Annotated in this window: 11 protein-coding genes and 2 pseudogenes; 4 read left to right on the top strand and 9 right to left on the bottom strand. The window is 68.1% G+C overall.

What is annotated here, in order from left to right:
* Positions 1-163: 163 nt before the first annotated feature.
* The 3 genes from OG972_RS34380 to OG972_RS34370 all read right to left on the bottom strand — a co-directional run bounded on the left by OG972_RS34380 (position 164) and on the right by OG972_RS34370 (position 4,775).
* A complete protein-coding gene (locus tag OG972_RS34380; protein ID WP_266988222.1) occupies positions 164-985 on the bottom strand; it encodes a hypothetical protein in 822 nt (273 codons plus the stop codon).
* 853 nt (positions 986-1,838) lie between these two features.
* Complete coding sequence (locus tag OG972_RS34375) at positions 1,839-3,671, bottom strand: hypothetical protein (RefSeq protein WP_266988220.1); 1,833 nt, start codon at positions 3,669-3,671, stop codon at positions 1,839-1,841.
* Between the two features lie 207 nt (positions 3,672-3,878).
* The gene (locus tag OG972_RS34370; RefSeq protein ID WP_266988218.1) at positions 3,879-4,775 is read right to left on the bottom strand and encodes a LysR family transcriptional regulator; all 897 of its coding nucleotides are present in this window, start codon (positions 4,773-4,775) and stop codon (positions 3,879-3,881) included.
* Between the two features lie 193 nt (positions 4,776-4,968).
* Here OG972_RS34370 and OG972_RS34365 point away from each other — a divergent pair, with 193 nt between their 5' ends.
* Positions 4,969-5,847 (top strand): carbon-nitrogen hydrolase family protein, encoded by an 879-nt coding sequence (locus tag OG972_RS34365; protein WP_266988216.1) that lies wholly within the window; start codon positions 4,969-4,971, stop codon positions 5,845-5,847.
* Complete coding sequence (locus tag OG972_RS34360; protein WP_266988214.1) at positions 5,844-7,214, top strand: APC family permease; 1,371 nt, start codon at positions 5,844-5,846, stop codon at positions 7,212-7,214. Before OG972_RS34365 ends, OG972_RS34360 begins: the two co-directional genes overlap by 4 nt.
* Positions 7,215-7,855: 641 nt before the next feature.
* Here the strand turns inward: OG972_RS34360 and OG972_RS34355 are convergent.
* Genes OG972_RS34355 through OG972_RS34345 form a run of 3 tightly spaced genes read right to left on the bottom strand, consistent with a single transcriptional unit; the run spans position 7,856 to position 10,116 of the window.
* Entirely contained in the window at positions 7,856-8,563 is a 708-nt protein-coding gene (locus tag OG972_RS34355) for a B3/4 domain-containing protein (RefSeq protein ID WP_266988212.1), read from the bottom strand.
* 40 nt (positions 8,564-8,603) lie between these two features.
* The gene (locus tag OG972_RS34350; protein ID WP_266988210.1) at positions 8,604-9,251 is read right to left on the bottom strand and encodes an FMN-binding negative transcriptional regulator; all 648 of its coding nucleotides are present in this window, start codon (positions 9,249-9,251) and stop codon (positions 8,604-8,606) included.
* A gap of 28 nt (positions 9,252-9,279) precedes the next feature.
* Complete coding sequence (locus OG972_RS34345; RefSeq protein ID WP_266988208.1) at positions 9,280-10,116, bottom strand: EamA family transporter; 837 nt, start codon at positions 10,114-10,116, stop codon at positions 9,280-9,282.
* A 120-nt stretch (positions 10,117-10,236) separates the two neighbouring features.
* On the opposite strand from OG972_RS34345, the gene OG972_RS34340 reads away from it, so the two are divergent.
* A complete protein-coding gene (locus OG972_RS34340; RefSeq protein ID WP_266988206.1) occupies positions 10,237-10,821 on the top strand; it encodes an XRE family transcriptional regulator in 585 nt (194 codons plus the stop codon).
* 472 nt (positions 10,822-11,293) lie between these two features.
* Here the strand turns inward: OG972_RS34340 and OG972_RS34335 are convergent, their stop codons facing one another.
* Both OG972_RS34335 and OG972_RS34330 read right to left on the bottom strand, forming a co-directional pair.
* Positions 11,294-12,886 carry an MFS transporter gene (locus tag OG972_RS34335; RefSeq protein WP_266988205.1) on the bottom strand — a complete coding sequence of 531 codons (1,593 nt, stop codon included), beginning with the start codon at positions 12,884-12,886 and terminating at the stop codon, positions 11,294-11,296.
* 226 nt (positions 12,887-13,112) lie between these two features.
* Entirely contained in the window at positions 13,113-13,586 is a 474-nt protein-coding gene (locus OG972_RS34330) for a MarR family winged helix-turn-helix transcriptional regulator (RefSeq protein ID WP_266988204.1), read from the bottom strand.
* Between the two features lie 400 nt (positions 13,587-13,986).
* On the opposite strand from OG972_RS34330, the pseudogene OG972_RS34325 reads away from it, so the two are divergent.
* Positions 13,987-14,184, top strand: a pseudogene (locus OG972_RS34325) (thioredoxin-disulfide reductase); the annotation flags it as partial.
* Between the two features lie 56 nt (positions 14,185-14,240).
* On the opposite strand, the pseudogene OG972_RS34320 reads toward OG972_RS34325, so the two are convergent.
* Positions 14,241-14,324, bottom strand: a pseudogene (locus OG972_RS34320) (hypothetical protein); the annotation flags it as partial.
* Positions 14,325-14,551 lie beyond the last annotated feature (227 nt).

The following is a 14,551-nucleotide window of genomic DNA, read 5'->3' as shown; positions in this document are numbered from 1 at the left end:
GACTGCAACGGCACGCCGTACGGGGAGGCAAGGTCACATCAAGAAACAGGACCGCACCGCACCCTCACCGCCACCCAGGATCTGACACAGCTGCTGACCACGGCCCTCGCGGCAAAGCCCCGAACCCGCACGCGGATCCAGGGCCGTTGATCTGCCGCGTCAGTCAGGCCGTACGAGGCGCGACGGGGGTCAGCCTGGGACACGGATTCGCGACGGTGTCGAACCCGGGAACCAACTTGATCCAGACGTGCAGGAAGTAGTCGAGCTTCTTGATCACTGCAGTCTGGAACAGTAGATGCCATTCCTGGGGGTCCTCCACGGTTCCCAAGGCGTCCCAGTCCGGGGTGGAGACGAGGACCGTGACGAGACCGGAACGCAGGCTCACGGACAGGATGGGACACCGTGCGAGCTGGGAGTAATCCACCGGGTTGAGGATCACGTTGGCCCAGGGGTTCTCGCCTCGGGAGAACTCGGCCCAGGTCTCCTCGACGACGCTCTGCACGGTTTTGGGAGCGGGCGGGCGCCCCTCGCGCTGTGCCTCCAGCCACATAGCTTCGACGCGGGAGTCGACGTCGTCGAGGATGCGGTCACGATCGTCACTGCGGGCCGCGTCTGCCAGGACGAGAGCGATGGCCATCACCACGTGCAGATCAGGGAGTTCGGTGCCGGTGAGGGCCTTGTGTACGGTGCTGGGCGACCGCCGGGCGAGCTCGGCGATCGTCCGTACGGACAGCAGTCCGGCCAGCAAGTGCAGGTGATGCAGCAGGCTGATGAGATCCCGGTGCGAGCCTGGCGGCAGATTCGGCTTGGTGAGCTGACCGGGGCGTCCCATGCGCATGTGCTCCTTCGTATCTGGTCCTGGCAGCTCCGGCGGGTCTATCGGCAAGCGGCGGCGTAACTGGCGGCCGCCCCACAGAATCAGCTCGATGACAACGCCTGCAAGCACGGCCACGGCCCCGTCGCTCAGGTTCTCAGTGAGGCTCATGCAAGGAGCGTCTCGCTCACCTGCCGCGCCATGGACAGCCGTGGACAGAGAGCGCAGCAGGGCCGTCACCCGTTCCTAGGTCACCGACCTGCCGCCTCATCCTCTGCTGCTGGTCAAGCACGCCACGCGCTTCCTCGCAACCCGCACGACGTCCTCGCGGAACTCTTTCGGATCGGGCTTGGGCACAACGACATTCTTCCCACCCGCCCCACAGGGCAAGCCAGTTCAGATGTCGCCCGATCGCGCAGCAGACCCGTGCTCACCTCGCACGACTAGGTTCGCTGTCAAACGACTCGATTGGACGTCAGAGGACACGAACTGTTGTCCTTTGACAGCGAAGTTAGTCGGGTGGAGTGCGCTGACCTGGGGCGACTGAGTTGGATGTCAAGGGGGAGGCTGGCCATTCACTCAGGAGATGTCCGACAGTGGTTGAGAGTGAAGGCCGTATATGAGGATGCTTGCATGGCAATTAGCGCTGGTCACGGGCTCCGCTAGCAGGCGAGGCTTCCGCCTCATGGGTCGACCGGATGGCGCGGCTGAATAGGTCTTCGCCAGCAGCGGTCGCAGATTCTGATGGGCCCCTAGCGTGGAAGCTGTCAGTTGAGCCTGGGTGCGTCATTGCTTGATCGATCCCGCCCCGGTGACGCACCCAGGCACGCTCCTGCCCGTCGGTTGTAGTACCCGACGGGCAGGAGCGTGACCACACGAAGGAGGCTGAACTGTCCACCCCTCAGCGACTGTCGGCTGGCCGGAGTCTCCTATCGAACCTGGAAGGGTTCGGGTGGGACACCCCGGCAACGGTCATAGTCAGGCGAAGCGCATCCCAGGCCGATAAGGGTGCGTTCGATGGGGTCTACCTCGCAGTGACTGCCGCGCCGGGCATGGGCGCTAGCTTGTCGGCTTCGGCGACGGCGGCGTTCCAACTGAACTCGTTGTTGTCGCTGAAGTAGTAGTAGGTGGCGCCGTTCGGCATCATCGCGACGGTGATGCCGCCGTATCCCGACATGAATGGTACGTAGAAGGGGCTGGTGTAGGCGGGGTTGTCAGCGGAGGTGAACTCGCGGCCCCAGAAGCCGTTCTGGTACTTCATGGGCTTGGTGCCGGTGGTGGTCATGCCCCGGTCCTGCGGTGTGCGTTGCATGGTGGCCGCGAGCAGTGTCGGGTCGAGTATCTGCGTGCCGTTGACGGCGCCGTGGTCGTTGTTGAGGAATTTCGCGAACCGGGCGACGGAATCCTGCGTCCAGAACATGCCGTAGCCGCCGAAGGGCACCCCGCCGGGGTTGTTGTCGGTGCGGGAGGAGACGAGGGAGTCGGGCCCGACACCGATGGGTTCGAGCACGTCGTCGCGGAGCATGTCGAAGATGTCGGCGTCCGAACCGGTCTTGTCCTGCAGGTAGTTGTTCATCGCGCGGGCGGCGAGGAAGGTGTCCGAGGTGTGGTAGACCCACTTGTTGCCGGGGCTGGCCTTACGTGGGAAGGACAGGGCGAGTCGCATCTTGTCGGCGTAGGGCTCGGCTGCGAAGAAGTTCGCCATGGTGCGGCCCGATTCGTCGGTCTCGTAGCCGGGCGAGGTGTAGTTCCCGGTGGCCATGTCGAGGGTGTGGTCGAGGGTGACGCCGCTCCAGGCAGTCTTGCCGGCGGTCTCGGAGATTCGGTCGGAGAGTTTCTCCTGGGCCACGGCCGGGCCGTAGCGCTGTGCCAGACGCAGCATGGCTGTTCCCGCGAACGCCGACTTCGCCGTCGAGTACGAGGGCAGCAGCATCTGGCCGCAGAACGGGTACTCCCCTTGCCGGGTCCGACAGTTGCCCACGTAGTGGACTCCGCCGAAGTAGAAGCCGAAGGTACTCAGCGCGGACGGCGTGATGCCGGAGCCGAACTTCGCCACGTCCACCCCACTGTCCGGGTAGTCGGTGGCCAGCGCCGAGATGGGCTTGGTCGGGAGCCGATCCTTGATCTCGGAGGCGTACGCGTCGCGCAGGTTCTCGGCGCCGTCGACGGGGCCGGGCCGGTAGTCGGCCGGCACCTGGCCCCACATGTCGAACTGGAAGTACTCGCAGGTCTCCGTGGTGATCTGGTAGCGGACTTCGGAGATCGATGTGTTGTCGAAGAGGAACGTCAGGGCGCCGTTGTGCACGCAGTTGGCGTTGCGCTCGACGAGCGCGAACGGCAGGGAGGCACGGGTGCGTTCGCCGTCGCCGTCCTCGTTCCACGCGCGGCCGGGTCCCACCGCCAGGTTCCACGCCGGGTTCCCCGTGTACTGCAACCCGCGCTTCGCCGGGACGAGATGGCTGCCGTTCTGCACGAGCGCGATGTCGACCGGCGGCAGGTGCCGGGTCGCTGCTGCGTCTCCGTATCCGTTCGGGTCCTTCAACGCGCGGAATTCGCCGGCGGTGGAGAGGCCCTCGAAAGTGAGGGTGCCTTCGAAGCTGTGGGTGGGTGGCGCCGCTTGCGCCGGCAGAGCGAAGGCACTGTCGGGCACGGTGTCCTCGGCGGTCCCCCCGGCGAGTTGGCCGGCGGTGAGTTCGGTCCGGTTCACCGCACCGCTTCCGGTGAGCGGATCACCCGGTACGGGTGCGGTTGCGGCGGGCGCCGCCATCGTCGGTGGCGGGACGGCGAACAGCCCCGCGAGCACGGCGGCAGTGGCGGCGGCACGGCGTAGCCGTCGGGCATGGAACGGTCTCGGCATGGTCCGAGGTCCTCTCGGGCTGGCAGCTGATGCGGGATATCGCCGCATGGTGGGGCGCGCCGGGGCCGCCGTCCAATGCCTGCCCGATCTGGTCAGGCTGCCCGCCAGGCATACCTCCAGCTCTCCTTGGCCTGTCGGCCGTCGGGTCGGCGTGCGGTCACGCCTCGTGTCGTGGTGAGGGCCGTGGTCTGTAGTCGTCGCTGCAGTTCATAGGCGGGCGGCGACCTGTGGCCCGTACCGCTCGACACAAAAACGTGACAAACCGGCCGCGAATGCCTCGATGCTGCGCAGCGCATAGTGGCCGGCGTCCCACGCCGCGTGCAGGTGGATCTGCAGCGGTTCGCCCGTGCTGTCGAGGATCAGCAGCGGGTGCAGGTCGAAGCGGGGATCGTCGGAGACCACCGCGACACCATGGCCCGAAGCCGCCATGGCCTGTGCGACGTGCGGGGTGTCGCATTCGAGCACGATGTCGTACGAGGCGTCCGCATCCTGCACGGCATGGTCCAGGATGCGGCGGGTGCCGTGCGCCGGGGTGAGGACGATGAGGGGCTCCGCGGCAAGTTCCCTGATGGTGACGCGGTCCCGGTCCGCCCAGGCGTGGTCGGCACGGACGTAGGCCCACAGCGGCAGGCGGGCCACCGGGAGCCCGGCGAAACGGCTCCTCGGAGGTGCCGAGGAGATGGCTACATCGGCGCCCCTCGCAAGGGCCTGGTACGCATGTGCCGGACTCTCCGCCTGCACGGTGACGAGCGGATCCTCCGGCCCCCAGGTGGCCAGGAACGGCGCGATCACGTCGGTGATGGTGGTGGGCGGCGCCGCCACGGTGATCCGCATGGCACGACCGGCAGCCAGCGCACCGACTGCGGCCTCGGCGGTGTCCGCGCGGGCGACCAGGTCGCGGGCCAGAGGAAGGAAGCGCCGGCCGGCCGCCGTCAGGACCATCTGCTTGCCGCCGCGGTCGAAGAGTGTCATCCCCAAGGTCCCTTCCAGGCCGCGCAGTTGGCGCGACAGCGAGGGCTGGGCGACGCGGACCACCTCGGCAGCCTTGGTGACCGAACCGGTCTCCACGATGGTCAGGAAGTAGCGCAGCACTCGGAGTTCCATGGCGGTGGCCCCTCGGGAGACGGAGGAGGCATGACACCTTCATGCCTCAAAGGCATGGTAATCACCCCTCTCAAGTATTTGAGGCTATGGCTGACTAGCCGCATTCTTGTCCCACCGGAATTTCTGGTTATCGGCGCCCGAATCTCCGTCGACTTCTCCTCGAATAGTTCCTTCGATTGGCTGGTGTTCCCGCATGGCCCGCCCCCTGCCCCTGATCCTCGCCCAGGCGCCCGGCCGCCCGGCAGACGACCTCGCAGGCTTTGCCGCCGACGTGGAGCGGCGCGTGAAACTGCGCGCACCCGGCGCCCTCGTCGTCTACCCCGAACTGCACCTCGGCGAGAGCGCCCCCGGCGTCCCCGCCGCCCCGGAGGAGGCCGCCGAGCCGCTCGACGGCAAACGCGATGCGGCCTTCGCCGAGCTCGCGGGGGATCTGGGCATCTGGCTGGTACCCGGCAGCGTCTACGAGCGAGGCACCGGCGACCGCGTCCACAACACGGCACCGGTCTATTCACCACGGGGTGAGCGCCTCGCCGCGTACCGCAAGATCTGCCCGTGGCGCCCGTACGAGACGACCACACCCGGCAACCGGTTCGAGGTCGTCGACCTCCCCGGGGTCGGCCGCATCGGACTGTCCATCTGCTACGACACCTGGTTCCCGGAGATCTCCCGCCATCTGGCCTGGATGGGCGCAGAGCTGATCGTCAATGTGGTCCGCACGGCGACGAGCGACCGCGCGCAGGAAGTCGTCCTCAGCCGCGCCAACGCCATCACCAATCAGGTCTTCGTCGCCAGCGTCAATGCCGCTGCCCCCTCCGGGGTCGGCCGCAGCCTCGTCATCGATCCACAGGGCACGGTGCGCGCCGAAACCGTCGACGCCGGCGACTCCACCCTCACCGACGTGATCGACCTCGACGAGGTCAGCAACGTCCGCCGCTACGGCACCGCCGGTCTCAACCGGATCTGGGACCAATTCCGCCCCGGCGACCCAGCCCTCGACCTCCCGCTGTACGGGGGCCGCATCGACCCCGCCACCTGGAACCCCGCCCACACCACCGAGGAGCCACCACGATGAACAGCGAGACAACTGAGAACACCATGAGACTGAAGGGCGACCTGAGCCTCTTCTCCGTCGTCCTGTTCGGCCTGGCCTACATCTCCCCCGGCATCGTCGTCACGATCTTCGGCGTGGTCGCCGCCACCAGCGGCGGCGCGGCCCCGACCGCGTTCGCCATCGCCACCCTCGCGATGCTGCTCACCGGGCTGAGTTACGCGAAGATGGCGGGCGCCGTGCCCGGCGCGGGATCGGTCTACACCTACGCCCGCAAGATGCTCGACAGCCGCATCGGTTTCCTGTCCGGCTGGGCGATGCTGCTCGACTACTTCTTCATCCCGATGGTCGGCTGGCTGATCACGGCGATCTACTTCAACGCCCAGTTCCCTGAGATACCCAAGTGGGTCTGGCTGATCGTCTCGGTGGGCATCACCACCGCCATCAACGTCTTCGGCATGAAGCTCGCGGACCGCGTCAACAAGGTCCTGATGTTCATCGCTCTGGGGTCGCTGGTCCTCTTCGCCACCCTGTGTGTCGTCTTCCTCGGCAAGCACGGCTCCTCCGCGCCTGCCACGGACGCCCTGTGGAACTCCGGCACTTCGATCGGCGCGGTCACTGCGGCCGCAGCCATCGCCGCGTACTCCTTCCTCGGCTTCGACGCCGTCTCCACGCTCGGCGAGGAGGCCAGGGGCGGGGCGAGGACGATCGGCCGCGGCATCATCGGCTGCGTCATCGCCGCCGGAGCGATCTTCATCGTGCTGTCCTTCGTGATGCAACTGGTCCACCCCGGCGCGAAGTTCGCCGACGTCGACGCGGCCGCCTACCACCTGAAGGTGCAGGTCGGCGGCGAGACGTACGCCGAGATCATCAACTTCGTCACCATCGCCGGATCCATTGCATCCTGTATCGCCCTGCAAGCCTCCGCCGCCCGCCTCATGTACGTCATGGGACGCGACGGCGCACTGCCCAAGGCCGTCTTCGGCAACCTGTCGAAGAAGACCGGCACGCCCGTCCTGAACCTGCTGCTGACCGCGGCCGCCGGTGTCATCGCCATGAAACTCGACCTGACCACAGCCACCTCGTTCATCAACTTCGGCGCCTTCCTCGGCTTCACCCTGGTGAACGTCTGCGTGATCGCCCACCTGGTCCGAGAGCGCAGACACGGCCGCACCCCCAACCTCTTCTCGTACCTGGTGATGCCGGCCATCGGCGCCGGCGTTTCTCTCTACCTGCTCACGAAGCTCGGTGACGTCGCACTCCAGATCGGCGGCGTCTGGCTGGCGATCGGCGTCGTTTACCTGGCCGTCCTGACCAAGGGCTTCCGCCGGCCCGCACCGGAGATGACCTTCGACGACGACACCGCGGCCACGGACACAGTCACCGCATAGCTCCCCTCCCTCGCCTGGGCTCGTCGTGCGGTATCGCAACGCCGCCACCGGCCGGGGTGAGGTGCGGCCGCACCCCCTCCGAGCTGCCCTTCGCCCTGCCCTCCAGGGCTGGCTGCGGCGAATTCGACGAAGGGAAGCGCGTCCATCAGCCGGCACACGGCAGAGCGGATGGTGCGGCGGCGGTTCAGACCAGCCGCGTACGCCTCCTCGCCGACCCGGGGAAAGTGGACCCTATTGGCGTCGCCGACATCCGGCACCGCGACCCAGTTGTGGCCGATGCCTGCGAAGGCAGACGTGGCCCCGGCGTTCGTAGAGCTCGGCGAACGGGCAATCGTTGCCCAGCGCACCAACGAGGGCTGGCCGTTGCGCTGGCAAGACGGGGCATGCGCAGGACGGGGGCGTGCTCGACTGGCGCGTTCAAGACGCCGTCGACGCCCGCGCCTGCCCACCACGCACGACACCTCGACGTACGGCGCCGCCCCTTCCGACCCAGCCGATACCGACATACGACTCCGCCAGTCTGCTCACCCCTCACGACTAGATTCTCTGTCAGAGAATCTAGTCGTGAGGGGTGAGCAGACTGGTAGACCTCCTGCGCCCTGAGCCCCCGCGCTCCGTGGCACCTCGGTCGGCTAGCGGGCTCACACTGTGACTTCCGGTCGTTCCGGGCTGAGGTAGTGCACGCGCGTCTGGTCGGCGTGGAGCATCAGCAGGCCGTGCAGCTCCTCGGCGGCGGTCTTGAGCAGGTGGCCGTCGCGGGTGGCGTGGAGGGTTTCGAGGACGAAGGCGACGCGGGTGGAGTCCTCGGTGACGCGAGTGCGGTGGGCGTCGCGGTGGTTCCAGTGCCGGGTCAGCACACTGGTGGCGTCGGTGTAGATGATCTCGCCGGGCTTGGGATTCTCGGTGGTGTCGGGTTCGCCGAGTGGGGTGAACTCCTCGGTGCCGTCCGCGTACCGGATCTCGACGGTGCCGGTGACGTGGTCGAGGTCGAAGGCTCCTGCGGGCAGGCCGTGGTGGACGGAGACAGCGTTGTAGGAGTCGACGGCCGGGTTGATGCGCGGCAGGGTGCCCTTCTTGGCCATGCGGCGTCCCAGGGCGTCGACACTGGGGCGGATGCGGCGGGGGTTGGTGCCGAAAGAGCGGTAGGCGGTGTGCCACGCCTCGATCCGCGGGTCGCTCTCGTCGGCCGGGGTCCAGGTGCCGGCGGCCAGCTGCTGTTCGAGGTCGTCGAGGGCGGCGGCGGTGTCGGGCCAGGGTTCGCGGCCGCGCAGTCCGCTGGCGGTGACCACGGCGATGAGAGTGTCGGGGAAGGCGTTGGCGACGGCGGAGGTGATGCGGAAGGCGGTCATGGGCAGGGCTCCGTTCCGAGGTGGTGCGGGGTGGGCGGGGTCAGAGCTTCCAGGGGCCGATGCGGTCCAGGCGGCACCGCTGCTGGCGAGCCGTGGGCTCGTCAAGGGCCTGGCTGCGGTCGGTGAGGTGGTCGGCGACGGTGGCACGGTGCTCTACGGGCTTGTGGTCGTCGTACTTGAATTTGGCCCGGACCTCCGTCACTTCCAGCGTCAGGCCGCGGATGCCGGGCAGCATCCGCCCGTACGGCGCCTGGTCGACCTCGATGGGGGCGTGATCGCCGTCGGGCTGGAAGTGGGCCATCTGTCGGCGCAGTAGCTCAGCCTTGGCTACCGGCTCGTCGACGATGTGCGCCCCGCAGATGAACTGGACGGCGGCGTAGTAGCTGGTGGGCACGCCCTCGATGGGACGCGTGCCCGGCTTGGCGCGCCACGGGCCGGGGACGAAGGCGTAGTCGCCGATCACAGTGAAGGTGACGTTCGGGTCGTACTCGATCGACTCCCAGACCGGGTTCGGGCGGGCCAGATGGATCAGCAGCTGACTGCCGTCGGGGACGAAGTGGGTGGGCACGGTGGTGGGTGCGCGACCGGGCAGGCCGTTGACGCTGAGCAGTCCGAAGTCGTGGCCTTCGACGATCCAGGTCTGCCATTCGGCCTCGTCCAGGGCGGCGTCCCAGGGCTGGATGAACATGCGGGGCTCCTTGAAGTGCGCAGGGCGGTCAGGTGAGGGCGAGGAGGCTGACGGCGACCGCGGCTACCCCCAGCCCGACGACCTGTCCCTTGTGGATGCGTTCGGCGAGCACGCTGCGGGCGAGCAGGACCGTACCGGCCGGGTAGAGGGCGGTGATCACAGCGACGACGGTGAGGTCGCCGCTGCGTGCGGCGAACAGGAACAGCAGGTTCGCCAGCGAGTCCAGCACACCGGCGGTGGCCGACAGGGCATAGGCGGGCTTCTCGGTGCCGAGCCTGCGGTGCAGGAGCCCGGCCGCGGTCAGCGTGACGGCCGAGGAGACCGCTCTGCCGATGATCAACGGCGCCACGCCGCTGTCGGACGGCGCCTGGTGCAGGAAGATCAGCTGCAGCGCGATGGCCGCGCCCGCGCCGAGGGCCAGCAGCAGCGCCGTACGCGACGGCCGGGACGAGCCTGTCCCGTGCCCGGCACTGACCAGCACGACCGCGACCAGCGCCAGCGGCAGACCCAAAAGTCCGGCCGCCCCCAGGTGCTCGCCCTGCAGGAGGCCCACCGCGACCGGGAGCGCGGCGGACACCAGCGCGGTGACCGGGGACAGCACGTTCATCGGGCCGATGGCGAGGGTCTTGTAGAGCAGGGCGAACGCGGCGGCCGAGGCCACCCCGGAGGCGGCGCCCCAGCCGAGCGCGGCGGGGCTGAATGAGGCCCCAAGCACGGGCCACAACAGCAGCTCGACCGCCAGGCTGGCCGGCGCGGCGACCATCACAGTGCGGAGCACGTGGGCCTTGCGGGCGCCCAGACCGCCGAGGAAGTCGGCGCATCCGTAGGCCAGTGAGCTGCCCAGGGCCAGCAGTAGAGCTATCACGAGACGATCCCTTACGATTGCAGCAGAACGACTAAACCGTACAACAGAACGACCGCCCTCTGTCAACCGAACGACCGAGTGGTGCATTCCACCGACCGATCCGATGGGGATGGTGACCAAGTGACCGAGACAGAGGCGGCCCTGCGCACGCTCGCGCACAATGTCCGTTCAGCTCGCACTCGCGCCGGCCTCTCCCTGGACGAGCTCGGCCGCCGGGCCAAGGTCAGCAAGGGGGCCTTGGTCGGGCTGGAGAAGGCGCAGGGAAATCCGAACTTCGCGACCCTGGTCCGGCTTGCCGACACGCTGGGTGTCTCGGTCTCCGCGCTGATGGACGGTCCGACCGAAGGGCGCGTCCGTGTGGTCTCGGCCAGCACTGTGATGCCGCTGTGGGCGGGCGAGCGCGGCAGCGAGGCCCGGCTCATGCTGACGACCTCGGGCCCCGCTCCGGTCGAGGTGTGGCGATGGCGTCTCGAGCCTGGCGAGGAGTACCCCAGCCACCCTCATCAGGCCGGCGTCGTGGAGACCGTCAGCGTCACCGCGGGACGCATGGTCCTGGTCGTCGACGGTACGGAGCACTCCGTCGAAGCCGGGCAGACCGCCACGTTCGACGGTGACGCCCCCCATACCTATCGCGGGGCGGGCGACGAGCCCTGCCATCTGATCATGACCGTCCATCTGCCACCCGGGCCCGCGTCCGCGGCCTGACCAGGCCGCGGACGCGGGCCGGCTCCGCCCGCCCTGGACGACTGGGTTCGATGTCAAACGCCTGGATTGGATGCCAGAGGGCAGCGCCGCTCCGCGTGCACGGGCCCGCAGCGAACTGACGGACCCTCAGGCCCAGGTCCGTAAGCCGACGTCTCGGCACTGCCCCCACCGAGCGGTGCTCGGTCGCTGTCCGGGTCGATGACGGTGGAATGGCCTTTCGAACCGGGGGGCATCGGGGACATCGACCTGTTCGAGATGAGCGAGGTATTCGCCGTGCCGGCCATTGAGCAGAACCGAATTTCGCAGCGGCCCTGTAGTCCAACACCTTGGCGATTCCGTCGCCATCGTCCGCAATGCCGGCGGTGAAGTCGGGCCGGTGCACGCGTCGTCCGGCCTTGCCCCGACGTACGAGACGCGGGTCCCGCGATGCCTGTTCGCATCGCGGGACCCGCTGTCATGCCCGTCATGTCCCTCAGTGGCTGGCCGCGTCGGGGTTGCGCCGTATACCGGCCACTGCGAGCAGGGCGCCCAGCACACACAGCACGCCGGAGATGAGCACGGCGGTGTGTACTCCGTTCATGAATGCCTGGTGGCTTCCCTCGACGACTGCGGACCTGAGCTGGGCCGGCATGGTGTCGGAGACCGGCGCGACGCCCATCGCGACCGCGTCCTTCGCCTCGCTCAGCCCGTGGGTCGCACCGGCAGGCACGCCGGCCGAGTTCAGCTCACCCACCAGAGTCGAGCCGACCCGGCTGCTGATCAGCGACACCAGGACGGAGGTGCCCAGTGCGCCACCGACCTGCAGCGCGGTTGCCTGAAGGCCGCCGGCCACACCGCCGTCCTTGACCGGTGCGTTCCCGACGATCGCGTCGGAGGACGACGCCATCACCATGCCGACCCCCAGTCCGAGCGCGATGAACGGGGGCCACATCGCGGTGTACGAGGAGTCCGCGCCCCACCCGAGCATCGCGAAGCAAGCGACCGCCTGGAGCACCATGCCCAGCGGCATCGTGAGCCTGGGGCCGAACCTCTCGGTGAGCGCCGCACCCAGCGGCGACGCCACGATCGAAGCAAGGCTCAGCGGCAAGGTGCGTACGCCGGCCTGCACCGGGGTGAAGCCGTGCACATTCTGCAGGTACAGCATCACGAAGAAGATCACACCGAGCAGGGTGAAGAAGTTCAGCGCGGTGATGACGGCGCCTATGGTCAGCGTCGGGTTACGGAAGAGACGCATCGGCAGCAGCGGGTGTGCCACCCGGGTTTCGTACCAGCCGAACAGCAGCAGAATCACCAGGCCGGCAGCGATGGTGCCCAGCGTGCCGCCCGAAGTCCAGCCCCAGGTCTCGCCCTTGACGACACCGAAGACAACGGCGAGGAGGCCGAGCGCGAGCAGCACGACGCCGGGGACATCGAACTTCTCGTGTGCGGCAGCGGCGTTCTTGCTCTGCGGCAGTACGGCCATGCTGAAGGCGAGCGCGATGACGCCGATGGGCGCGTTGATGTAGAAGACCGATTCCCAGTTGACGTGCTCGACGAGCAGGCCGCCCACGATCGGACCGAGCGCGGAGGACACGGAGGACACCATGGCCCAGATGCCGACCGCCATGCCGAACTTCTTCGGCGGGAAGACAGCACGGAGCAAGCCCAGCGTGTTGGGCATCAGCAGCGCACCGAAGAAACCCTGGAGTGCACGGAAGGCGATGACCCCTTCGATGGATCCGCACAGGCCGATGGCCACCGAGGAGAGGGTGAAACCTGCGACGCCCACCAGGTAGACGGTGCGGCGGCCGAAGCGGTCACCGAGTTTGCCGCCGAGGATCAGAGCGGCGGCGAGGGCAAGCAAGTAGCTGTTGGTGACCCATTGGAGGTCGGCCGTGGAGGCATGCAGGTCCCTGCCGATCTCCGGGTTGGCGATCGAGACGACCGAGCCGTCGAGGCCGACCATGAAGAGGCCGAAGGCGACGGCGATCAGCGTCAGCCACGGGTTGGCGCGTCGGCCGCGCGGCTGCTCCGCACGGCGCGAAGGGGCAGGCGGAGCAGGCGAGTTCAAGACGTCGGAGAGCATGAAGGTGTCTGTCCTTTGCAAGGCATCGGGTGGAGGTGCGCGGACGGAAGCGCACGTCCGCGCACGTCCGCGCATGACGAAGCGGGGATCGGGGACATGAGGGAGGCAGGAAGCGCCGGAAGGAGGCGTCATCCCGCCGACGACATACACGGCAAGGTCCGTACGGCTCGCACAAGGACGAGCGCCGCACGCCGGGAAAGGCCCTGAGGACAGCCTTGTACGCGTGTCAGCGAGTGACGGAGTGAAGGCGCGCGTTCAGCGCGTTCAGCGCGCCCAGCGCCGAGCCGAGGGCATCCAGTTCGCCCTCGGTCATGGCCCGGAGTTCCCGGGCGACCAGACCGCTCATCAGGTGCTGGACCTCGGCGAGCTGCTGCCGCGCGGTCGGCGTGAGGTGCAGATGCGCGACCCGCTTGTCGGCAGGGTCCTGCCGGCGGACCAGCAGACCCTGCTCGGTGAGCTGGGTGACCAGCGCGCTCACATTGTTCGGCTTCATCAGCAGAGCCTCGGCCGCCCTGCGCACCGTCGCCCCGTCGTTCGCTTCCACATGACGGAGCAGCGCGATCTGCGCCTCGGACGGCTTGGGGTGCTTGTACTCCGGGCCGATCTGCCGTTCCACGGCCCGAGCCAGCGTAGGCAGACACGCCACGAGCTCGGCGGCTACGTGCTCGATGTCCTGAACGGACACGCTCGGCTGGGGCATGACCCACACTCTAGGTACGGGCATATAGCTATGTCAAAATATCTATTTACGGCAGTTCATGCCCTGCATCGAGCAATCCTCGATGCCGGGCTCTCCAAGACCGCGGCCGGGCTGGCTCCTTCTGCGCACGCCGCCTGCGCCCGGAGAACTCAAGGGCGGGCGAGACTCGACTGTCGCACCACCAGTTCCGACTGGAGGATGACGCGTTCACGCTCATGCTGACGCGCCTGTTCACCGGTCTCCTGCAGGAGCATGTCAGCGGCGATGGATCAATAGCGAGGGCCGGCTGACCCGCCTGTCCGGCGACAAGATCTCCTTCAGCGTTCGACAGCGAGATCGCGGAGATCAAGGAGGGGGCCGGCATGCTCTCCAGCCTGGTTCTGCGGGACACACCGATGACCACCTGAAGGTGGACGCGCCCTCTACGCGTACGAACGTCCCCGGCGTCTTCGGTGCGGGCGACGTCGTCGACCACACCAACCGCCAGGCGATCACCGCCGTCGGCTCCGCGTGCGCGGCGGCACTGGACGCCGAGCGCGATCTCGCCGCGCTCGCCGACCGGGAGAAGACACTCACCGCCCGACGCAGCACTCGGTAGTCCTGGGTACGCGGGTCGACCCGCAGGCGGGTGAACACGATGCGGTGCAGCGCGGCATGCGCCTGCCGGTCGCCGCCGCGGTTGAGGCGGCAGTACTGCCGGCGCCCCGAGGAACGCTCGACGGGGCCGACCCCGCACAAAGCGGCGAACGACGCCTCACTTCCCAGCCGTTCCGGGTTGCCCCCACCGCGACCAGTAAAGCGACAGCTGTATCCGCACCGATCCCCACCACTTCACGCAACTGCGGAGCATGCCGCTCCACGAGCCGGACCAGACGGGCGTCCACCTGGGTCTGCCCGCTCACCGGATCGGGCAGTTGTCCGAGCAGATCCGGGATCCCCTCGACTGCTCCCATCGGCGAACCGCG

Origin of the sequence: Streptomyces sp. NBC_01669, assembly GCF_026339735.1 — a bacterium.
Classification (GTDB): Bacteria; Actinomycetota; Actinomycetes; order Streptomycetales; family Streptomycetaceae; genus Streptomyces; species Streptomyces yanii.
The sequence above is the reverse complement of the archived record's forward strand: the minus strand, read 5'-3'. Positions and strand labels throughout refer to the sequence as shown.